Here is a 22,392-nt window from a genome sequence, read left to right on the forward strand (position 1 = left end):
AGGTCGCGGCCGAAGGCGATGCGGTGCTCGCCTCCGTTGACGCTGAGCACGGCATAGCGGATCGGCACATCGCCCTCGCGCGAGGGGTGGTTGACCTGCCGCCAGTGCTGCACCTCGCCGCGCCGGGCAGCGGCGAGCATCTCCATGATTTTCGGGCGGGATTCGTCGGTGACGGTCTCGATCCAGTTGCTGCCGACGAAGCTGCCGAAGCTCGGAAACTCGCGCGGATCGAAGGCCGCATCGAGGATCGTGCCCGTATCGTCGAGCACCAGGGTGACATCGCCCGCGACCATCGCCAGCTTCATCGCCGCATCGGCATCGAGCGTGTTGAACAGCTCGGCCGCCTTCCCGAACGGGTGCTTTCCTTCAATCGAGTGTTTGCGGGTGAGCATGGTGCGCGAACCTACCGGAGGTTCAGATCACGGGCAGCAGCAGTCTTCACCAGGCTGTTTGCAAGCTCGAGCGCCGACAGCGCATCTGCTCCTGTGCCATCAGCCCCAACTTCCATCGCCATTCCGGGATTCTCGTTGATCATTCGCCCGCCGACAAGCACGGTGATGTGGGGATTGGCGGAGACATTGCGCACCGCCTTGATGAGGTTGCTCAGGGCGGCGCTAGGACAATCGCGCCCCAGCGTCAATCCGATGAGGTCGAAGGGCTGGCGGGCGAGCCGATCGAGCAGTTCGCGGCGCTCGGGCTTGACCAGCGCCTCGCTGCGCCAGCCGCCGCGGGCAAAGACTTCATCGAGCATCAGCGTGCCGAAATTGTGGTGATCGCCGGGCATCGGCGAGAACAGCGCGCTGTAGGGCAGCGCCATGCCGGCAAAGTCGACCGGCGAGCGCGCCGCGACTTCGCGCATGACTTCCTGGAGACGCCACAAACCCATTGTCACGTCTAGGAAATCGCATTCGTCGCGCTCCCACATCTCGCCCAGCTTGCGGGCTGCAGGGGCGAGCAGATCGAGGCAGATGGTCTCGACACTGGCGCCCTTGGCGATGAAACCGTCGACCTCTTCGAGCAGGGCGGCCGCTTCGAGCCGCAGGGGCAGGAGGGCAAAGCGCGCGGCCTCATCCGGGGTGATCGAGCGCAGCAGGCGGGACCGGGTGCGGGTCTCGGAGCCGGAATGCGCCATGAGCAGGCGCGGGATGATCTCGCTCTCGATGATGGTGTTGACCGAGTCGACCTGTTCGGCCTGCCCCGATGATCTGCGGCGGACAGCTTCGAGAGGGGCGGTGATCACCCCGCGCAAGCCTGCACCGAACATCCCTGATGCCTTGGACTCTCCCATACGTCAGACCCTCCCAGGTCGTGCGGACAAACCTTCCGCAGGAGGTAGTGGCCGCCCCTCCAGGCACCCTTGGCTCTGATCCCGAAAGCCAACGACTCCTATCTACGCCTTTTTCGCTCGTGGCGCAAACGACCTTACCTATGATGGCCCAGTCGTCAACAGAACTGAACGTCCAATTTAGTTGACACTCATTTCGGAAAGGGTAAACCTTCGAGTCTGAGAGAAAAGGCTGACGCATCACATGACTCGGACGGATCCAGCATCCCCGGTCGAACCCGGAACCACGGTGAAGGGGGCGGGCCACGAGAGGGGCACTACACGCGCACTCTACACCGCGGACGAACGGCAGCGCCGCGACGAATCGGTCTGGACGGTCGTGCAGGGCGTGCTCGCGCCGGTGCAGTTTCTCGTATTCCTCGTCAGCCTCGGGCTGGTGCTGCGCACGCTGTCGACCGGCGAGGGTGCATGGGCTGCCGACACCTCGATCGTGGTCAAGACGCTCGTGCTCTACACCATCATGATCACCGGCTCGATCTGGGAGAAGGTGGTGTTCGGCAAATGGCTGTTCGCCCCGGCCTTCTTCTGGGAAGACGTGTTCTCGATGCTGGTGCTGGCATTGCACAGCCTCTACCTCGTGATGCTGTTCACCGGGCCCGGTTCGACCGAGCAGCGCCTGCTGGTCGCGCTGGCAGGCTACGGTGCCTATGTGATCAACGCCGGCCAGTTCCTGTGGAAGCTGCGCATGGCCCGGCTTGAGGGCGCGCTGTCGCCCCAGGCAGTGGCGGCATGAGCGCGGCCACCCTCCTCGATGGCTGTGCCGCCGAACTGGCGCGCCCCGCTGCCGACACTCAGCGCCCCGTGCTGCGCGAGCGGGGCCAGCGCGAGGTTTTCTGCGGGCTCACCGGGATCATCTGGCTGCACCGCAAGATGCAGGACGCCTTCTTCCTGGTGGTCGGCTCGCGCACCTGCGCCCACCTGCTCCAGAGCGCCGCGGGCGTCATGATCTTCGCCGAACCCCGCTTTGCCACCGCGATCATGGAAGAGCGTGACCTTGCCGGAATGGTCGATGCGCAGGACGAGCTTGACCGGGTGGTGAACCGCCTGCTCGAACGCCGCCCCGATATCCGCACGCTGTTCCTCGTCGGCTCGTGCCCCTCCGAGGTCATAAAGCTCGATCTCGCCAAGGCCGCCCAGCGCCTCGGCGCGGTGCACATGCCGCGGGTGCGCATCCTCAACTATTCGGGCAGCGGGATCGAGACGACCTTTACGCAAGGCGAGGACGCCTGCCTTGCCGCGCTGGTGCCGGTGATGCCCGCCCTGCCCGCAAATAGCGCGGCTGAGCTGCTGATCGTCGGCAGCCTGCCCGACATCGTCGAGGACCAGTTCCTGCGGCTCTTCGCCGAAATGGGCATTACCAAGGTCGGCTGCCTGCCTGCACGCAACGCGCGCAATCTGCCCAGCGTCGGCCCGAACACCCGCTACTTGCTGGCCCAGCCTTTCCTCGGCGACACTGCGATGGCGCTCGAAGGCCGCGGCGCCAAGCGCATCGAGGCGCTGTTCCCCTTCGGCGTGGAAGGCACCTCCGACTGGCTGCGCGCCGCCGCCAATGCTTTCGGGATCGACAAGGCACTGACCGAACAGGTCATAGCGCCCGGCCGCGAGCGTGCCCGCATCGCGCTCTCCAAGCTGCGCCCGCAGCTTGAAGGCAAGCGCATCACCTTCCTTCCGGATTCGCAGCTCGAAGTCCCCCTCGCCCGCTATCTGCAGGACGAACTCGGCATGGAGCTGGTCGAGGTCGGCACGCCCTATCTCCACCGCGCGCACCTCGCCCGCGAGCTTGAGAGCTTCGGCCCGGGCGTGCGCATTTCGGAAGGCCAGCATCTCGAACGCCAGCTTGACCGCGTGCGCGCCGACCGGCCCGACATCACCGTTTGCGGGCTCGGCCTTGCCAACCCGCTTGAGGGCGAAGGGCTCACCACCAAGTGGGCGATCGAACTCGTCTTCTCGCCGATCCACGGCTTCGACCAGGCCGCCGATCTCGCCGAACTCTTTGCCCGGCCGCTGCGGCGCCGCGACATGCTGGAGATCTAGGCGATGCAACTGGCTGTCTGGACATATGAAGGCCCCCCGCATGTCGGCGCGATGCGCGTGGCGACCGCGATGGAGAAGCTCCACTACGTGCTCCACGCACCGCAGGGCGACACCTATGCCGACCTGCTGTTCACGATGATCGAGCGGCGCGGCAAGCGTCCGCCGGTCACCTACACCACCTTCGAGGCGCGTGACCTCGGCAAGGACACCGCGCAGATCTTCCAGGATGCCGCACGCGAGGCGGTGGCCCGGTTCAACCCGCAGGCGATCATCGTCGGCGCGTCGTGCACCGCCGAGCTGATCCAGGACGATCCGGCCGGGCTGTCCGAGGCGATGGGCCTGCCCTGCCCGGTCATCCCGCTCGAACTGCCGAGCTATCAGCGCAAGGAAAACTGGGGCGCGGCCGAGACCTTCTACCAGATCGTCCGCCAGCTCGCCGACAAGTCGGTTGTGCGCAGCCCCAGAGAGGGTCGCCCGGCCCGCGCCAACATCCTCGGCCCTACGGCCTTGGGCTTCCGCCACCGCGACGATCTCGTCGAGATCCGCAAGATCCTTGTCCAGCTGGGGGTCGAGGTCAACCTCGTCGCTCCGCTGGGCGCCACCCCGGAGGACATCACCCGGATCGGCCAAGCCGATTTCAATATCGTCCTCTATCCCGAAATCGCAGATGAGGCCGCCCGCTGGCTCGAAAAGACTTTCGATCAGCCCGCAGTGCGGACCATCCCTATCGGCGTGGGAGCGACTCGCTCTTTCATTGCCGACGTCGCCGAGCTGGCAGGTGCAGATCCCACGCCTGCCCTCGGCGACACCTCTTCCCGGATGCCCTGGTGGTCGCGGTCGGTCGATTCGACCTACCTCACCTCCAAGCGCGTCTTCATCTTCGGCGATGCGACCCACGCCGTCGCCGCCGCCCGCATCGCGCGTGAGGAGCTCGGCTTCGAGGTCTGCGGCCTCGGCTGCTATTCCCGCGAATTCGCCCGCGAAGTGCGCGCCGAGGCGGCACGCTGCGGCATCGAGGCGCTGATCACCGACGATCACCTCGCGGTCGAGGACGCGATCGCGGCGGCCTGCCCCGAACTGGTGCTCGGCACGCAGATGGAGCGGCACATCGCCAAGCGCCTGGGTCTCCCTTGCGCGGTCATCTCCGCCCCCGTCCACGTGCAGGATTTCCCCGCGCGCCACAGCCCGCAGATGGGCTTCGAGGGCGCCAACGTGATCTTCGACACCTGGGTCCATCCGCTGGTGATGGGGCTGGAGGAGCACCTGCTCACCATGTTCCGCGAGGACTTCGAGTTCTCGGACGAGGCGGGCGCATCGCACCACGCGGCGCATTCCCCACGCAAGGCGCAGGTCGACACCGTCTCGGAAGCCCCGGTCGAGGACATCCCCGCGCCCGCCCCCGCCGACGAGCCCGGTTCGCTGTGGACCGCCGAGGCCGAGCGCGAATTGAAGAAAATCCCCTTCTTCGTACGCGGCAAGGCGCGCCGGAATACCGAGAATTTCGCGGCTGCCGAAGGTCGTCGCCAGATCGATCTCGAAACCCTCTATGACGCAAAGGCGCATTATGCACGGTAGTGTCGCCTCGGCCTCCTCGGTGGACCCGCGCGCGCCCGTCCGGGTGGTGATCGTCACGCTCGACAATCACCTCAAGGGCGCGGTCGACCGGGCCGAGGAAGCCTTGGCGCAGGAGGGCATCGACCTCAGCCTGCACGCTGCCAGCGAATGGGGCAGCAACGCCGACGATCTGGAAAGCGTCAAGTCCGCCATCGCCTCGGCCGATATCGTCATCGCGACGATGCTGTTCCTCGACGATCACATCCGCATGGTCTTGCCGAGCCTCGAAGCGCGGCGCGAGGAATGCGACGCGATGGTCTGCCTGATGAGCGCGGGCGAAGTGGTGCGGCTCACCAAGATGGGCGGCTACCGGATGGACGCGCCTGCCAAGGGCCCGCTGGCGCTGCTCAAGAAGCTGCGCGGCTCGTCGGGCAAGGACGGCAAGCCCAATTCGGGCGCGGGGCAGATGAAAATGCTTCGCCGCCTGCCCAAGATCCTGCGCTTCATTCCCGGCACCGCGCAGGACGTGCGCGCCTATTTCCTCACCCTGCAATACTGGCTGGCCGGATCGGACGAGAACGTCGTCGCCATGGTCCGCGCGCTGATCGACCGCTATGCGGCCGGCGAGCGGATGTATCGCCGCGGCATCACCAAGGCCGAAGCGCCGCTCGAATATCCCGAGACCGGGGTCTATTACCCCCACGCCCCGCAGCGCATTTCCGAAAGCCTGCGCCTGCTGCCCGCCGCCAAGGCCCGCGAGGGCACCGTGGGCCTGATCCTGCTGCGCTCCTACCTGCTGGGCCGTGACTGCGCGCATTACGACGGCGCGATCGCCGCCTTCGAAGCCGCCGGCCTGAAGGTCGTCCCTGTCTTCGCCAGCGGCCTCGATGCGCGCCCTGCGATTGAAAAGTTCTTCATAGGCCCGGACGGCCAGCCGACGGTCGACGCGATCGTCAACCTCACCGGCTTCAGCTTGGTCGGCGGCCCCGCCTATTCCGATGCCCACGCAGCGCGCGAGATTCTGGGCGGGCTCGACCTGCCCTACCTCGCCGCGCACGCCATCGAATTCCAGACCATCGAGGATTGGGCGCACCGCCCGCAGGGGCTGCTGCCGCTCGAATCCACCATGATGGTCGCCCTTCCCGAGCTTGACGGCTCGACTGTCCCGCACGTTTTTGGCGGACGTGCGGGGCAGTCGGGAGCAGGGTGCACCGGCTGTGATCGCAAGTGCGCGCGCCCCGCCTCGCACAAGGCGCGCCCGATGCAGGCCTGTCCCGAGCGCGCCGAGGCGCTGGCGGCCAAGACCTTGAAGCTGATCCAGCTGCGCCGCGCCGAACGGGCCGCGCGCAAGCTCGCCATCGTCGTCTTCAACTTCCCGCCCAATGCCGGCGCGACCGGCACCGCGGCCTTCATGGGCGTGCACGAAAGCCTCTTCGCCACCCTCCAGCGCCTCGCCGCCGAGGGCTATGCGGTCGACGTCCCCGAGAGCCTCGATGCGATGCGTGACGCGCTGTTGAAGGGCAACACCGAGCGTTTCGGCACAGACGCCAATGTCGCCCACCGCATCCCCGCCGACGAGCATGTCCGGCGCGAGAAGCACCTTGCCGAGATCGAAGCCGCCTGGGGCCCCGCCCCCGGCAAGCAGCTATCCGACGGCGGCAACATCCTCGTGCAAGGCGCGCATTTCGGCAACGTCTTCGTCGGCGTCCAGCCCGGCTTCGGCTACGAGGGCGATCCGATGCGGCTGCTGTTCGAGGGCACCTTCGCCCCGACCCACGCCTTCAGCGCCTTCTACCGCTATATCCGCGAGGATTTCGGCGCACATGCCGTGCTCCACTTCGGCACCCACGGCGCGCTCGAATTCATGCCGGGCAAGCAGGCGGGGATGTCAGGCAAGTGCTGGCCGGACCGGTTGATCGGCGACACGCCCAATTTCTACCTCTACGCCGCCAACAATCCTTCCGAAGGCATGCTGGCCAAGCGCCGCTCGGGCGCGACGCTGATCAGCTACCTCACCCCGCCGCTGGCGCAGGCCGGGCTCTACAAGGGCCTGTCGGAACTGAAGGCGAGCGTCGAGCGCTGGCGCGCCACCATCGACGATGCCGACCATGCGGACGAGCGCGCCGACCTTGCAGCAATGATCGCCGACCAGTGCGATGCGCTCGACATCACCTATGCCGCAATCGGCGAGCTGCCCGCGCGGCTCTACGAGATGGAGCAATCGCTCATCCCGCACGGCCTCCATATCTTCGGCCGCAACCCTGCCGGGGCCGAGCGCGAGGACATGCTCGACGCGATGATGGAAGCGGGCAGCCATGATGGCCCGACGCCGGATCGCGCGCGCCTTGCCGCGCTGCTCGATTCCTCGGACGAGATGGCCTCGCTGATCCACGCATTGGATGGCGGCTATGTCCAACCTGCGCCGGGCGGTGATGTGGTGGTCAACCCCGATGTGCTCCCCACCGGGCGCAACATCCACGGCTTTGACCCCTTCCTCATCCCCTCGCCCTTCGCCTGCCGGATGGGCAGCGAGCAGGCCGAGCAGCTGATCGCGCGCCACGTCAACGGTGGCCAGCCCTTCCCCGAAAGCATCGCGATGGTGCTGTGGGGCACCGACAACATGAAGTCCGAAGGCGTCCAGATCGCGCAGGCGATGACGCTGATGGGCGCCCGCCCGCGCCGCGACACCTATGGCCGCCTCGCCGGCGCGGAGCTGATCCCGCTTGCGGAACTCGGCCGCCCGCGCATCGACGTGGTGGTGACGCTCTCGGGCATCTTCCGCGATCTCCTGCCGATGCAGACCCGGATGCTTGCCGAAGCCGCGCTGCTCGCCAGCCAGGCCGAGGACGAGACGCTCGAAGCCAATTTCATCCGCAAGCACACGCTCAGCGCCATGGAAAAGCACGGCTGCGACCTCGAAACCGCAGCCTTGCGGGTCTTCTCCAATGCTGAAGGTGCCTACGGCGCCAACGTCAACCAGATGATCGAGGGCGGCGTCTGGGCCGATCCCGATGAACTGGCCAACGCCTTCGAGAGCAACAAGGGTTTTGCCTACGGTGTCAGCGGCAAGCCGGCGCAGCAGCGCGAACTGCTCCAGAGCGCACTCGGCACGGTCGATTTCACCTACCAGAACCTCGAGAGCATCGAGCTGGGCATCAACGACGTCGACCAATATGTCGATGGCCTTGGCGGCGTGACCCGTTCGGTCGCGCGGGCCAAGGGCGCCGAGACCCCGGTCTATATCCTCGATGCGACGCGCGGCACCACCAAGGTGCGCACCCTGTCCGAACAGATCGACCTCGAAGCGCGCACCCGCACGCTGAACCCCAAGTGGTTCGAAGGCCTGCTCGAACACGGCTACGAAGGCGTGCGCCAGATCGAGGGGCATGTGACCAGCACGCTCGGCTGGTCGGCCACCACCGGGCAGGTTGCGCCGTGGGTCTACCAGAAGATTTCCGAGACCTTCGTGCTCGACGCCGACATGCGTCGGCGCCTGTCCGAACTCAATCCCAAGAGCGCGGGGCGCGTGGCCGGGCGCTTGCTCGAAGCCTGCGACCGCAACCTCTGGGCACCCGACGAAGCGACGCTCGCCGCCTTGCGCGAAGCCAATGACGAGCTGGAGGACCGCCTCGAAGGCGTGTTCCCGGCCGAATGAGAGAGGGATCTCCGAAATGAACCTGCACAGCCCTTCATCCAGCTTCAACCCGCTCGACGGCGAAGGCTCGGTTCAGGTCGCGCTCGATCCCGCCGACAAGATCAAGGGCGCCAAGGTCTTTGCGGTCTATGGCAAGGGCGGGATCGGCAAGTCGACCACCTCGTCGAACCTTTCGGCCGCGTTCTCCAAGCTTGGTCACCGCGTGCTCCAGATCGGCTGCGATCCCAAGCATGACAGCACCTTCACGCTGACCAAGAAGCTGATGCCGACCGTGATCGACGTGCTCGAAACGGTCGAGTTCCACGCCGAGGAACTGCGGCCCGAGGACTACATGTTCGAAGGCTATAACGGCGTGATGTGTGTCGAGGCGGGCGGGCCTCCCGCCGGCACCGGTTGCGGCGGCTATGTCGTGGGGCAGACGGTGAAACTGCTGAAGCAGCACCACCTGCTCGAAGAAACCGACGTCGTCATCTTCGACGTGCTGGGCGATGTGGTGTGCGGCGGATTCGCCGCGCCGCTCCAGCACGCCGAGCGCGCGCTGGTGGTGGCGGCGAACGATTTCGACTCGATCTTCGCCATGAACCGCATCGTCGCGGCGATTGCGGCGAAGTCGAAGAACTACGATGTGCGCCTCGCCGGCGTGGTCGCCAACCGCAGCAAGGACACCGACGAGATCGACCGCTTCTGCGAGAAGGTCGGGATGCCCCGCCTCGCGCACTTCCGCGATGTCGACGCGATCCGCCGCTCGCGTCTCAAGAAGTGCACCTTGTTCGAAATGGGCGACGATCCCGAGGTGATCGCCGCGCAGGACGAATACCTGCGCCTCGCCGCCATGCTGTGGGCCGGTGTCGATCCTTCCAAGGCCCAGCCGATGAAGGACCGCGACATCTTCGACTTCCTGGGGTTCGAATAATGGCGAGCCGCAACCCTTCCGAATATGACGACCGCCGCGAGGCGCTGGCGACCTATTTCGATAGCACCGCGCGGCAGGCGTGGATCGATCTCACCTCCGACACCAAGGTCAGCGGCATCCGCGCGACGGTGCGTGCCGGACGCGATGCGATGCGCGCCACGCTGCTGGACTGGTTGCCGACCGACCTCAGGCGCACCCGCCTGCTCGATGCGGGCTGCGGCACCGGCTCGCTCGCGGTTGCGGCCGCCTGCCGGGGCGCGGAAGTCACCGGGATCGACGTTGCCGCTGGGCTGGTCGAGGTCGCGCGCGAGCGCACCCCTTCGTTCATCGGTCACGGGCGCATCCATTGGCGTTCGGGCGACATGCTCGATCCCGACCTGGGCACCTTCGCTCATGTGGTGGCGATGGATTCGCTGATCCATTACGAGCCCGCCGATCTCGTCGCCGCGCTCGCCAAGCTGGCGCAGCGCACCACGGGATCGATCCTCTTCACCTTCGCCCCGCGCACCACGCTGCTCGCCGCGATGCACACCGTCGGCAAGGCCTTCCCCAAGTCCGACCGCTCGCCCGCCATCGTGCCGGTCGCCGAGGGCGAGCTGCGCGAACGCCTCGCACGGCTCAATGGCTGGAGCATCGGGCGCACCCAGCGCATCTCCTCCGGGTTCTACACCTCGCAGGCACTGGAACTGGTGCGGCACGGATGAACTCCAACGCTCGCCAGGATGCTCCGCAGAGCTTTGCCGAACTCTTGTTCCGGCTGCTGCCCTTTGCGGACGCGGCGAGCACCGATCTGCCCTTGCCGCGCCTGCTGCGCCTCTCGCTGTTCCAGTTCAGCGTCGGCATGGCGACGGTGCTGCTCAACGGCACGCTCAACCGGGTCATGGTGGTCGAGCTCGGCACGCCCACCTGGCTGGTCGCGCTGCTGATCGCGGTGCCGCTGCTGGCCGCGCCGTTCCGCGCGCTGATCGGGCACAAGTCCGACACCCACCGCTCCGTGCTCGGCTGGCGGCGGGTGCCCTATATCTGGTTCGGCTCGATGATGCAGTTCGGCGGGCTGGCGATCATGCCCTTCGCGCTGCTGCTGCTGAAGAGCGAGGCCAATTTCACGCTCGGCATGATTGCCGCGGCGGCCTCGTTCCTGCTGACCGGCGTCGGTTTCCACACCACCCAAACCGCCGGCCTCGCGTTGGTCTCGGACCTTGCGCCCGAAGACAAGCGCGCGCGCGCCGTGGCGCTGCATTACGTGATGCTGCTGGTCGGCATGATGTTCTCCGCCTTCGTGATCGGCGGGATCCTGTCCGATTTCACGAACACCAAGCTGGTGCAGGTGATCCAGGGCTGCGCGGTGCTGACGATCATCATCAACGTCATCGCGATCTGGAAGCAGGAAGCGCGCAACCCGGCCGTCACCAAGGGCAAGCAGCCCGGCGCGCCGAGCTTCTCGCAGCTGTGGAACGATTTCGTGAAGAGCGGCCGCAACGCCCGGCTGCTGACCGCGATCGGCATCGGCGCGGCGGGCTTTGCGATGCAGGACGCGCTGCTCGAGCCCTATGGCGGCGAGATCCTCGGCCTGTCGGTCGGGGCGACCACGGGCCTCACCGGGGCCTGGGCATTCGGATCGCTGTGCGGCTTCATGCTGTCGGGCCGGGCGCTCGCGCGCGGGTGGGACCCACTGCGGCTCGCGGGCGCAGGCCTGGTAGTCGGGATCAACGCCTTCCTGGTGGTGCTGTTCTCCGGGCCCTTTGCCGCGCCGCTGATGCTCTATGCGGGCGCGATGGGGATCGGGGTCGGCCTCGGGCTGTTCTCGGTCGGCACCCTCATGGAAGCGATGAACCTTGCCGAGGGCGAGAGCGCAGGGCTTGCGCTGGGCGCATGGGGCGCGGTGCAGGCCAGCTGCGCAGGCCTCGGCATCGCGGTCGGCGGCCTGCTGCGCGATGCGGTCGCAGCCCTGCTCCAGAGCAACGATGCCGCCGCCAGCATGGCGATGCGCGCCACCGGCTACGGCACTGTCTATATTCTCGAAATCGCGCTGCTCTTGGCCGGCCTTGCCGCCATCGGGCCCCTCGTGGGCTACCAGCGCCAACCTGCCTCGGGGGAAGGGGATCCCCTCGCGCGGCCGTTCGGACTTGCGGAGTTTCCGACATGAATACCCGTGCCCGCCTGACAATCCCGTCCCTTTGTCCCGGCTTCGCCTCAGCCGGCTTGTTCCATGAGAGGAATATGAAATGAACGCTGCCTATATCGTCGGCACCTTCGATGTTGCCGAACTCGCCTTCCTGCTGTTCTTCGGCTTTTTCGTCGCGCTGGTCTTCTACCTCAACAAGGAAAGCCGCCGCGAAGGCTACCCGCTCGAGGACGAAGTGACCGGCGCGGTCGAGCCCGACAGCCGCCTGTTCGACGGCGCCAAGAAGAGCTTCCAGCTGCCCCACGGCCGCGGTACCTATGTGCCCGAGGATGTGGCGCGCGATGACGTGAACGTCCCCGGCGTCCAGACCTTCCGCGCCGGCGGCGCACCCTGGGTCCCGACCGGCGATGCCATGGCTGACGGCATGGGCCCGGCCGCCTTCGCCAACCGCGCGAAGTATCCCGACCTCACCTTCGACGGCAAGCCGCGCATCGTGCCGATCGCGCAGAGCCATGATCTGGTGATCGCCGCCAATGATCCGCAGCTCGTCGGCTGGACGGTGGTCGCCGCTGACGGCGTCACGGTCGGCAAGGTCAGCGACATCTGGGTCGACCAGTCCGAGCACATGATCCGCTACCTCGAAGTCGAGACCACCAGCGGCAAGAAGGTGCTCGCGCCGATGACGGTCGCGGTGGTTCACGGCAACAGCCTGCTGGCCAAGATCCTGCCGACCACCAGCGACGAGAAGGAATACGTCGAGATCGACGCGATCACCGCCGCGCAGTTCGACAGCGTTCCCACGCTCGAGACCGCCGGCACCATCACCCGCTACGAGGAAGACCGCATCCAGGCCTACTTCGGCGGGGGCTACATGTATGCGACGCCGGAAAGGTCGGAAGCATGGATCTGAAGACCAAAGCGGACGTGACGGCTCGGCAAGCAGCGGCGGAAACGCCGCTGCCCACCGGGGGCTTCGATCACGCCGCGCTCGAGAACGAGGGCCCCAAGGCCTTTGGCGACCGGATGGGCACGCCGCAGCCCGACGAGCGCGTGCTGTGGAAGGGCCGCCCGCGGCTCGGCCTGCTGGCGCGCACGGCATTCCACGGCCGCAGCGCCGGTGCCTACATGGCCGTGCTGGTGGTGATCGCGCTTGTGACGGGCCGCAATGATGCGGCGATCGTCGCTGCGATGCTCGGCGTGGCGCTCGCCGCGATCCTCCACATCCTCGCCTGGGCGAGCGCGCGCTCGACGCTCTACATCCTTACCGACCAGCGCCTCATCATGCGCATCGGCATCGCGATCGAGACACGGGTGAACATTCCCCTGAAGCAGATCACCGCCGCGCATCTCGCGGTGCTGACCAAGGACGGGCACGGCGATATCGCCTTCGAACTAGCGGGCGATCGCCTGCTCGGCACGCTGCTGTTGTGGCCGCATGTCCGTCCGTTCCGCTATGCGCGCCCTGAGCCGATGCTGCGCAGCGTCCCCGATGCCGCCGCCCTTGCGCAGACCATCGCCGAAGCCCGCGCGCGGTTCGGCGCGATTGATCGCAATTTGAGCGAGATCAAGGACGCAACCCCTGCCAGCGGCCACACCGCAGGTCAGGCCGCGGCCGTGCCGCCCCGCCTTTCCCCGGTAATCCACCGCGGCGAGCCGGGTCTTGAAGGAGCCCCCGCATGATCGTTCGTGAATACGAGCAGGACGAGATCACCGTCCACCGCGTGCCGCTGATGCTGATGGGCGGGATCGTCGCCATCTCGCTGTTGCTGACCGCCTCGGTGACGCTGGGCTTCGTGCCCCGGCAATCGGTGCCGGCCGAGGCACGCGCCGCTGCCGGGATCGGCGAGGCCCAGGCGCGCACCCTCAGGTTCTTCGACGAGCCGGACGGCGCGGTGCGGATCGAGGACGGCGCGACCGGCGAGTTTCTGGGCCGCCACGGTGTCGGCGAAGGCGGCTTCATCCGCGCGACCGTGCGCAGCCTCGTCCACCAGCGCCGCATCCGCGGGCTCGGCCCCGAGGTCGCTTTTACCCTCACCGAATGGCAGAACGGCAACCTGACGCTCGCCGACCCGGCGACGGGGCGCAGCATCGAGGTCAGCTCGTTCGGGCCGGACAATCGCGCGGTATACCAGGACCTGCTGCCCGCCAAGGAGGCGAACCGCTGATGGCGCTCGCCTTCCTCACCGCGACCAGCTTCGATACCCCCTGCACGATCACCGTCGAGCAGAGCTCCGAACATTTCCACGCCCATGTCGAACTCGATGGCGCAATCGCGATCGAGCCGGGCGACAAGGTCCGCGTCCACGGCGCGCCCATCTCGATACCCTTCGGCAGCCGCGAGGTGTTTCAACGCCGCGCCACCGTCACCCGTGCAAGCCCGCTCGCACGCGCCCTGACCAAGCTCGCCGCCTATTTCGATCTGGCCGAACTCTACGAAGTCAGCTTCAATGCCGGGAGGATCAAATGAACGCCTACAAGCCGATGACCAGCGAAGAGGCGATGGCGATCGCGACGCAGGACACGATGCTGACCCCGCGTTTCTACACCACCGATTACGACGCATTGGATGCGATCGACGTGAGCCTTGTGCGCGCGGAATGGGACCAGCTGATCGCCGACATGGTGGGCGATCCCAACAAGCTGCACTTCAAGCACTCGGACCGCTTCAAGGGCGTGATCGAGGGGCTTGAGCCCTCCCTGCGCCAGGAATTCACCGACTTCCTCGTCAGCTCGATGACCAGCGAATTTTCCGGCTGCGTGCTCTATGCCGAGATCGCGCGGCGCACCAAGAACCCGGACGTGAAGCAGCTGTTTCGCCTGCTGGCGCGCGACGAAAGCCGCCATGCCGGCTTCATCAACGAAAGCCTCAAGGATGCGGGGATCGGCGTCGACTTGGGCTATCTGACCAAGACCAAGAAATACACCTATTTCAAGCCGAAGTTCATCTTCTACGCCGTCTACCTCTCCGAGAAGATCGGCTATGCGCGCTACATCACCATCTTCCGGCACCTCGCGCGCAATCCGCAGTACAAGTTCCACCCGATCTTCGACTGGTTCGAGGAGTGGTGCAACGACGAGTTCCGCCACGGCGAGGCCTTCGCGATGCTGCTGCGCGCCGATCCCAAGCTTCTGGAAGGCGCCAACAAGCTGTGGGTGCGCTTCTTCCTGCTGTCGGTCTATGCCACCATGTATGTGCGCGATCACAACCGTCCGGTGTTCCACGCCGCGCTGGGGGTCGATCCGACCGAGTATGACTACAAGGTCTTCGCGATCACCAACCAGATCGCCCGCCAGGTCTTCCCGGTCGAGCTCGACATCGACAGCCCCGCCTTCCGCCGCCAGATGGAGAAGCTGCGTCTCGCGGCGGAACGCATCGAGGACGGCAAGGCGCGCGGCGGGATCGGCGGGATGATCGCCCGCGCCTCCGGCATGGCCGGTGCAGGCTTCGCCTTTGCCCGCATGTATCTCATGGCGCCCAAGCCCAACGCCCTCCCCCGCTCGATCCGGCTGCAACCCGCGTGGTGAGCTGGAGCGGCCATGTTGTGCCGTTCATGGTGACGGTGGCGATCTGGTTTGTCGCGACCGGGCTGATTGCCTGGGCGGACAACCGCGAGCGCGCGACCTTCTCGACCAGCCTGCTGGTGGGCAGCGTGGCGGGGATTGCCGGACTGCTGGTGATCCTGATCTCCTCGCTCTCGGCGCAGGTCTGGGCGGTGTACCTGTCCTTCATCGGCGCGCTGATGGTGTGGGGGTGGCACGAGCTGTCCTTCCTCACCGGCGCGTCTGCCGGCCCGCGCCGCGGCCCTGCCGACCCCGCGCTTACCGGCGTCGCCCGCTTCCGTCAGGCCGCCGCCACGGTGATGCATCACGAGGTCGCGCTGGCGGTGACGGCGCTCTTGCTGATCTCGCTCTCGTGGAACGCCCCCAACCAGATCGGCGCGACGGTTTTCGTGCTGATGTTCGGCATGCGGCTGATCTCGAAGATCAACCTCTTCGTCGGCGTGCCCAATTCGACCTCCGAGATGCTCCCCGACCAGCTCGCCTACCTCAAGACCTATTTCGGCCCCAGCCGGATGACGCTGTTGCTCGTCGCCTCGCTCGCGGGCATCGCGGCAGCGACCGCGTGGTTCGCGCAGGTCGCGCTCGCCGCGCCCGTGGGCAGTGCTGAAATGGTGGGCGCGAGCCTCTTGACCACGCTCGCCCTGCTGGGCGTGCTCGAACACCTGTTTCTCGCCCTGCCGTTCCGTGACGGAATGCTGTGGGGCTGGGCCTATCCGCAGCGGAAGGCTGCGGTGCGGATCAAGCAAGACTGAAAGCCAAGACAATGACGACAGAGGGAATGCGCATGGACTTCGAAGCCTTTTTTGCCGGCGAGCTCGATGTGGTGCGTGCCGATGGCCGCTACCGGGTGTTCACCGACATCAAGCGCCACCGCGGCCGCTTCCCCCATGCCACCCGCTTTGTCGCCGACGAGCAGCAGGCGGTGACCGTGTGGTGCTCGAACGACTATCTCGGCATGGGCCAGCACCCCGCGGTGCTCGAGGCGATGCACACCTGCCTTGACGAATGCGGCGCGGGCGCAGGCGGCACGCGCAATATCTCGGGCACCAACCACTACCATGTGGAGCTGGAAGCCGAACTGGCCGACCTGCACGGCAAGGAAGCCGCACTGCTGTTCACTTCCGGCTATGTTTCGAACTGGGCGGGTCTCGGCACGCTCGCCAGCAAGATCCCGGGCTGCGTCGTGTTTTCGGACGCATTGAACCACGCCTCGATGATCGAAGGCATCCGCCACAGCCGCGCCCCCTACAAGGTGTGGCGCCACAATGATGCCGAGCACCTCGACGAGCTCCTCTCGATGTACGGCCCCGAAGTGCCCAAGCTGGTCGCTTTCGAGAGCGTCTACTCGATGGACGGCGACATTGCCCCCATCGCCGACATCCTCGACGTGTGCGAAAAGCACGGCGCGATGAGCTATATCGACGAGGTCCACGCGGTCGGCCTCTACGGCCCGCGCGGCGGCGGGATAGCCGAGCGCGAAGGGCTGATGGACCGCATCACGGTGATCGAGGGGACGCTCGGCAAGGCGTTCGGCGTCATGGGCGGCTATATCGCGGCCTCTGCCAACCTCGTCGACTTCGTGCGCTCCTTCGCGAGCGGCTTCATCTTCTCGACCGCCCTGCCCCCCGCAGTCGCGGCAGGCGCTGCGGCGAGCATCCGCCACCTCAAGGTGAGCAGCGCCGAGCGCGAGCTTCAGCAGAAGCGCGTGCGCCAGGTGCGCCGCGCGCTCGACATCATGGGCATCCCGCACCTCGACAACCCGAGCCACATCATCCCGGTGATGGTTGGGGATGCCAAGAAGTGCAAGATGATCAGCGACTGGCTGATGGACAACCACGGCATCTATGTGCAGCCGATCAACTATCCCACAGTGCCGGTGGGCACCGAGCGGCTGCGCGTCACGCCCTCGCCGGTGCATTCGGATGGCGACATCGACCGGCTGATCAAGGCGCTGTCCGAGATCTGGTCGCATTGCGAACTCGCCCGGATGGAACAGGCCGCCTGAGCCTTCCCGACTGACAGGATACCCGGTTCTCCCTTGGACGGGAGTGAGGGCGGCTGCCTTGGGGGAGGCAGTCGCCCTCTTTGCGAGCCGGAAGCGGCGCTATTCCGCTTCCAGCTCGCGCAGGCTGCGGCCTTGCGTTTCGCGCCCGAACCACGCGATGAGCCCCGCCGATACCACCGTCGGAACCAGCAGTGTCAGCGCCGCGCCAACCAGCGTCGGCGCGAAGCCCGCGAGCGCGGCGACCTGCACGGCCACTCCCCCGAACTTGCTGCTCCCGGCGACGAGCCCGGTCGCCCGCCCGCGCGTGCCGAGCGGATAGTTCTCCGCCGTGTAGGGCAGCAGCACTGCGATCGTACCGTTGGTGCCGACGATCAGCACCGCGATGACGGCGACCAGCAGCGGCTCCCAGCTCAGCACATCGGGCGGCAGCAGCGCGCCGACAAGGCCGATCACCGTGAGGCCGACCGTGCCCACCAGCGTCCACTTGCTGCTCCGCCGCGCGTAGAAGTAGGCAGCGAGGAGGATCGTGGGCAAGGCCAGCAGCGAGGACTTGGCAAGGATCCCGCTCGCCACCGCGGCGCTGTAGCCGCGCGCCTGAAGATCGGACGGCAACCACAGCAGCAGTCCGAAATTGACGAAGCTCCAGCACAGCGCGGTCGTCACCAGCGCGGCGGTGATGCGGCTGTGATCGGCCGCGGCGGGTGCGCCCATACCTCCGGCGTCGGGTGAGGATTGCGGCCGGGGCTTGGGCACCAGACCGAAGCGGTGCTGCATCCGCTCGAGTTCGGCCAAACGGCCCCGCTCGGCGAGGAACCGCGGGGTCTCGGGGATGAAGCGCGCCAAGGCGAGCAGCAGCAGCCCGCTCGGGAAGCCCTGCAGCCACAATGCGCGCCAGCCGTAGACCGGCTCGAGCACATAGGCCGCGCCGCTCGCCGCGAGGTAGCCGCCCACCAGCCCCGTCCCGCCGACCAGCACCAGCACCCAGCTGCGATGGCGCGGCGGCATGACCTCGGCCAGCAAAGTGTAGATCACCGGCAGCATACCGCCCGCCGAGATGCCCATCAGGAAGCACATCACGAGGTTCCAGAAGAAGGCCGGCATCGCGCCGCAGATCGCGGTCGAGACGAACAGGATGGTCGAAAGAAGGATCGAGACGCGCCGGCCATAGACATCGGCCAGCCAGCCCCACAGGAACGAGCCGATCGTCGTCCCGATCAGCGCGATCAGCGGCAGCAGCGCGGCCTCGGACTTGGCGATCCCGTATTCCGCGGAAAGCCCCGGCAGCACGAAGCCGAGCGTGGCGGGCTTCATCACATCGATAACCAGGCCGAGTGTCAGCACCAGCAGGGTCGCCGCGTGCCAGCGGCCGAGCGGCGTGCTGTCGGGCGCCTCGTAGTCGGTCCCGGCGTGGTCGCCATGCTGCCCCCGCACCCTGGGCAGCGCGCCGAAGCAGGCAAGCGGCACGCCGACCGCGATCAGCGCCATGCCCAACCACATGCTGCCGTCCATTGGCATGCCCTTGAGGTGGTTGCCCATAGAATGCGCCATTGCCAGCATCGGCAGGTGCAACAGCACGCCCGCGCTGATCGCCGCGCACCCCGCCCAGAAGAACGCCGCGCGCTCTCCGACGATCGATATCCGCCCCGCTGCTGTCGCCATTGGTCTGGACTAGGTGGAACGCGCTGCACAGGCAAGTAGTGTGAGCAGCGCAAACAGGGCAGGCTCCGGGGCGGCCTCCCGAAGGGCGGCGTTTCGCTCAGCCTCGCCGATGGCAGACCTCCGCGCCCCGTTTCCTACACGGATTCCAGCCGCTACACTCCGCGCCGGCTCTTTCCCATTGTTCTGCCCGGCCTGCGCGGCCGTTTGCCACCCGAGGCGCGTTTTTGCCTCGCGTTCCCCTGTCCGTCCGCTTGCGCAAATATGGCACAAATGACTGATTATCATAGGAAAACGGCGGCGATTCAAAGTTGACACGGTGTCAACTTTGTCCGCTTCGGGCCCTCATTTCACAGGAATGAAGCGCACCGCCACCCCGCCGCCAGCCGCCAGCCGCACCGCGAAGGTCTCGCCGCCGGTGACGACCTTTTCCTCGATCACCATCGCATAGGGGTTGGTCTTCCAGTCCGCATCCGGCCCGTCGCGGTAGACCTGCGCGCGGTATTTCTTGCCCTTCTCGAGGAAGCTCAGCGGCAGCGACAGATCGCGAGGCTGCTCGTCCGTCACCGCGCCGAGGAACCATTCCTTCGATTTGCGCCCCTGGCGGGCAAAGGCGACGTAATCGCCGATCTCTCCGGCCAGCGCGATCGACTGTTCCCAGTCGGCTTCCACGTCCTTGATGAACTGGAAGGCATCGGGCTTGGCCTCATAATTCTCGGGCAGGTCGGCAGCCATCTGGATCGGCGAATAGAGCACCACATAGAGCGCCAATTGCTTGGCGAGCGTGGTCTCGGGCCGGTTCGAGGGATCGCCGCGCTGCATGTCTTCGCGCAAGGGCGCGCGCTCGTTGGGCTTGAGGTCGAAGATGCCGGGGGTGAAGTCCATCGGCCCCGCCAGCATCCGGGTGAAGGCGAGCATAGCCTCGTGCTCGGGCGGGTTGGGCGGCGTGCCCCAGGCGTTGTACTCCATCCCGCGCGCACCTTCGCGGGCGAGCCAGTTGGGGTAGGTGCGCCTGAGGCCGGTGTCCTTGACCGGCTCGTGCGCGTTGATCGAGATCCTGCGCTTGGCGGCCTCGGTCACCACCTTCAGATGGTGGCGGACCATGAACTGGCTGTCGTGCCATTCGTAGCGGCGGATGCCGTTCTCGTCGATCCGCACCGCATCGCCCGCATCGGCGACATAGCCGGTCTTGACCTGCCGCACGCCGACCTTCTCGTAGAGGTCGAAGGCGGCCTCCATCTGGTTCTCGTAATTGGTGATGTTGGCCGAGGTTTCGTGGTGGCCGATCAGCCGCACGCCCTTGGACTGGGCATAGCGGCCCAGCTCGGCAAGGTCGAAATCGGGCATTGGTTCGGCAAAGCGGAACAGGTCGCCGTTGTTGTACCAGTCGCCGTCCCAGCCGATGTTCCAGCCTTCCACCAGCACGCCGGCAAAGCCGTGCTTGGCGGCAAAGTCGATGTAGCGCTTGGTCTCCTCGGTGGTCGCGCCGTGGATGCCGTCGCGGCCCCAGGTGCGGTCGCGAATATGCATCGCCCACCAGATGCCGACATATTTGCCAGGCTCCACCCAAGACACATCGCCGAGCTTGTTGGGCTCATTGAGGTTGAGGATAATGTCGGAATTGATCAGGCCGACCGCGTTGGGGGCCACCTGGATGGTGCGCCACGGCGAGTTGAACGGAGCCTTGGTCTTGACCTTCGGCCCGCCAGACCAGCCGCGCAGCTTGGATTCGAAAGCACCGGGGCGCAGCTGGTCAAGCGACATCGCAGCATAATCGACCAGCGCGGCTTCGTGGATGCTGAAATAGATGCCGTCGGCGCTCTTGAAGGTCGCAGGCGTGTGCGCATCTTCGACCTTGCCTGCGGGCGCGGTGCGGGTGAGGTATTCGTAGCGGTTGAACTCGTCCGACGGGGTGTACCACATGGTGGTCTGCTCACCGACGCCGAACTGGGTGAGCTCCTCGGTGATGTTGAGGTCACCTTGCAGGGCGGCTTGCTCGGCCAGTTCGTAGCGGAAGCCGATCCCGGTGTCGAAGGCGCGGAAGCGGATGGTCATCTGCCGGTCGGGGCCTTCGGCGGGCTTGAAGGTGACGGCGAGCTCGTTGTGCTGGTCGCGCACCAGGCGGCGCTCGCCCCAGGGCTGCTCCCAGGTCACATCCTTGCTGGCGCGCGTGGAGCCCGCGATGGCAAGGCCGCGCTCGAAGCCGTGGTGCTCGGCAAAGATCATGCCGAGCTTGGAGGGAGCGATGACCTGCTTGCCGTTGTAGCTGACGGCATAGGTCGCTTGACCCTGCTCATCGCTGACGGTGACGGTGATCCGGCCATCGGGCGAGGCGAGCGTGAGGCTTTCGGCGGCGGCGGGCGCAGCCGCCCATGCGACGGCGGCCAGCGCGACCAGCGGCTTCCAGTGCTTTGTCATTCATACTCTCCTCGCGGCCTCGGGGGCGGCCGGCTCACTTGCTCTCGGTGTAGATGCGGAAGCCCCATGCGGGCAGATCGACCGTCTCGCCGCCGGCGAAGCCTGCGGGGGCGCCGGTCAGCGCATCGGTGTAGTTGCCGTGGTGGCGGGCGTGGCTGAAGGTGATGGTGTGCGGGCGCGGGCTGAGGTTGAAGACAGCGAAAACGCGCGCGCCCCTATCGCCCCGCGTAAAGGCGAAGACATCTGCCGCCGCGTTGGTCGGCACCTCGACCATCGCCGCCCCGAACCGCCCGTTATGGAGCGCCGGGTTCGCGGTCTTCAATGCGACGAGCTTCTCGAAGAGCCCAGTCAGCCGCCCCTGCTTCCACACGATCGGATCGCGCTCGAAGAATTCGAGCTTGCGGTCGTTATCAGCCTCCTGCCCGTTGTAGATCAGCGGCAGGCCGGTGCCCACGAAAGACAGCGCGATCGCCGCCTCATAGGCGGGCCCATAGATTTCGGCTGCGGGCCTATCCCACGAATTCTGGTCATGGTTCTCGGTATAGACCATGCGCATGGCGGAGTGCGGCCAGCTTTCGCCCTGATCGGTGTAGTAGGCGCGGATCGGCCCCGCCCCTTCGCCGCTGGCGACGAGGCCCTGGATCGCCTCCTTCCACTTCCACGCATAGGTCGCATCGAAGGCGCGGGTGTGCAGATCGCGCTGCTCCCATTCGGCGAGCAGGAAGACCGGCTTTATGGAGTCCAGCTGGCGCCGTGCCGTTTCCCAGAAGTTGGTGGGCACATAGCCAGCGACGTCGGCGCGGAACCCGTCGATCCCGTATTCGCGCACCCAAAAAGCGAGGCTCTCGGTCATGTATTGCCGCAAGGCAGCCTGCGAATAATCGAAGTCCGCCACGTCGGTCCAGTCGGTCCCCGCTGGCGACATCATCGCGCCTTCCGGGGTGCGGGTGTACCATTCGGGATGGCTCTCGGTCAGCGGATTGTCATAGGCCGAGTGGTTGGCGACCCAGTCGAGGATCACCTTCAGCCCGAGCCGGTGCGCCTCGTCGACGAAGGCGCGGAATTCGGCCTCGGTGCCCAGCTCCGAGTTGACCGCGCGGTAATCGCGCACGGCGTAGGGGCTGCC

18 protein-coding genes and 1 pseudogene are annotated in these 22,392 nt (G+C 66.6%); 14 read left to right on the forward strand and 5 right to left on the reverse strand.

Annotated elements, in window-relative coordinates:
- Positions 1–392: pseudogene (locus NBV68_RS06480) on the reverse strand (transcriptional regulator PpsR); the annotation flags it as partial.
- An 11-nt stretch (positions 393–403) separates the two neighbouring features.
- On the reverse strand, positions 404–1,288 hold the full coding sequence (locus NBV68_RS06485; protein ID WP_296308186.1) for a cobalamin-dependent protein: 885 nt from the start codon (positions 1,286–1,288) through the stop codon (positions 404–406).
- Positions 1,289–1,529: 241 nt separating this feature from the next.
- Here NBV68_RS06485 and bchF point away from each other — a divergent pair, with 241 nt between their 5' ends.
- The 14 genes from bchF (at position 1,530) to hemA (ending at position 17,192) form a co-directional block, all read left to right on the forward strand.
- Complete coding sequence (bchF, locus tag NBV68_RS06490) at positions 1,530–2,078, forward strand: 2-vinyl bacteriochlorophyllide hydratase (RefSeq protein ID WP_296308187.1); 549 nt, start codon at positions 1,530–1,532, stop codon at positions 2,076–2,078.
- Entirely contained in the window at positions 2,075–3,379 is a 1,305-nt protein-coding gene (locus NBV68_RS06495) for a ferredoxin:protochlorophyllide reductase (ATP-dependent) subunit N (RefSeq protein ID WP_296308189.1), read from the forward strand. The genes bchF and NBV68_RS06495 overlap by 4 nt, the downstream gene beginning before the upstream one ends.
- 3 nt (positions 3,380–3,382) lie before the next feature.
- The gene (bchB, locus tag NBV68_RS06500) at positions 3,383–4,954 is read left to right on the forward strand and encodes a ferredoxin:protochlorophyllide reductase (ATP-dependent) subunit B (protein WP_296308190.1); all 1,572 of its coding nucleotides are present in this window, start codon (positions 3,383–3,385) and stop codon (positions 4,952–4,954) included.
- Entirely contained in the window at positions 4,944–8,588 is a 3,645-nt protein-coding gene (locus tag NBV68_RS06505) for a magnesium chelatase subunit H (RefSeq protein ID WP_296308191.1), read from the forward strand. The genes bchB and NBV68_RS06505 overlap by 11 nt, the downstream gene beginning before the upstream one ends.
- A gap of 16 nt (positions 8,589–8,604) precedes the next feature.
- A complete protein-coding gene (gene bchL, locus NBV68_RS06510; protein ID WP_296308193.1) occupies positions 8,605–9,501 on the forward strand; it encodes a ferredoxin:protochlorophyllide reductase (ATP-dependent) iron-sulfur ATP-binding protein in 897 nt (298 codons plus the stop codon).
- A complete protein-coding gene (gene bchM / locus NBV68_RS06515; RefSeq protein WP_296308195.1) occupies positions 9,501–10,205 on the forward strand; it encodes a magnesium protoporphyrin IX methyltransferase in 705 nt (234 codons plus the stop codon). Before bchL ends, bchM begins: the two co-directional genes overlap by 1 nt.
- Complete coding sequence (locus NBV68_RS06520) at positions 10,202–11,647, forward strand: BCD family MFS transporter (protein WP_296308196.1); 1,446 nt, start codon at positions 10,202–10,204, stop codon at positions 11,645–11,647. Before bchM ends, NBV68_RS06520 begins: the two co-directional genes overlap by 4 nt.
- A gap of 79 nt (positions 11,648–11,726) precedes the next feature.
- Positions 11,727–12,536, forward strand: a complete 810-nt coding sequence (gene puhA / locus NBV68_RS06525; RefSeq protein ID WP_296308198.1) for a photosynthetic reaction center subunit H — start codon at positions 11,727–11,729, stop codon at positions 12,534–12,536.
- Entirely contained in the window at positions 12,527–13,306 is a 780-nt protein-coding gene (gene puhB / locus NBV68_RS06530) for a photosynthetic complex putative assembly protein PuhB (protein ID WP_296308200.1), read from the forward strand. Before puhA ends, puhB begins: the two co-directional genes overlap by 10 nt.
- Positions 13,303–13,791: a photosynthetic complex assembly protein PuhC gene (gene puhC, locus NBV68_RS06535; protein WP_296308201.1), complete on the forward strand. Its 489-nt coding sequence runs from the start codon at positions 13,303–13,305 to the stop codon at positions 13,789–13,791. The genes puhB and puhC overlap by 4 nt, the downstream gene beginning before the upstream one ends.
- Complete coding sequence (locus NBV68_RS06540) at positions 13,791–14,093, forward strand: hypothetical protein (RefSeq protein ID WP_296308202.1); 303 nt, start codon at positions 13,791–13,793, stop codon at positions 14,091–14,093. Before puhC ends, NBV68_RS06540 begins: the two co-directional genes overlap by 1 nt.
- A complete protein-coding gene (acsF, locus tag NBV68_RS06545) occupies positions 14,090–15,151 on the forward strand; it encodes a magnesium-protoporphyrin IX monomethyl ester (oxidative) cyclase (protein ID WP_296308203.1) in 1,062 nt (353 codons plus the stop codon). Before NBV68_RS06540 ends, acsF begins: the two co-directional genes overlap by 4 nt.
- Positions 15,145–15,939: a putative photosynthetic complex assembly protein PuhE gene (gene puhE, locus NBV68_RS06550; protein ID WP_296308204.1), complete on the forward strand. Its 795-nt coding sequence runs from the start codon at positions 15,145–15,147 to the stop codon at positions 15,937–15,939. The genes acsF and puhE overlap by 7 nt, the downstream gene beginning before the upstream one ends.
- 32 nt (positions 15,940–15,971) lie before the next feature.
- Positions 15,972–17,192 (forward strand): 5-aminolevulinate synthase, encoded by a 1,221-nt coding sequence (hemA, locus tag NBV68_RS06555; protein WP_296308206.1) that lies wholly within the window; start codon positions 15,972–15,974, stop codon positions 17,190–17,192.
- Positions 17,193–17,291: 99 nt separating this feature from the next.
- Here hemA and NBV68_RS06560 read toward each other — a convergent pair whose 3' ends face one another.
- The 3 genes from NBV68_RS06560 to NBV68_RS06570 form a co-directional block, all read right to left on the reverse strand.
- A complete protein-coding gene (locus tag NBV68_RS06560; protein ID WP_296308208.1) occupies positions 17,292–18,851 on the reverse strand; it encodes an MFS transporter in 1,560 nt (519 codons plus the stop codon).
- A 342-nt stretch (positions 18,852–19,193) separates the two neighbouring features.
- Entirely contained in the window at positions 19,194–21,266 is a 2,073-nt protein-coding gene (locus NBV68_RS06565) for a glycoside hydrolase family 97 protein (protein ID WP_296308209.1), read from the reverse strand.
- Positions 21,267–21,300: 34 nt separating this feature from the next.
- On the reverse strand, positions 21,301–22,392 hold a 1,092-nt coding region (locus NBV68_RS06570; protein ID WP_296308210.1), incomplete at its 5' end, for an alpha-amylase family glycosyl hydrolase.

Source organism: Erythrobacter sp. (assembly GCF_023653175.1).
In the GTDB taxonomy this organism is placed as follows: domain Bacteria; phylum Pseudomonadota; class Alphaproteobacteria; order Sphingomonadales; family Sphingomonadaceae; genus Erythrobacter.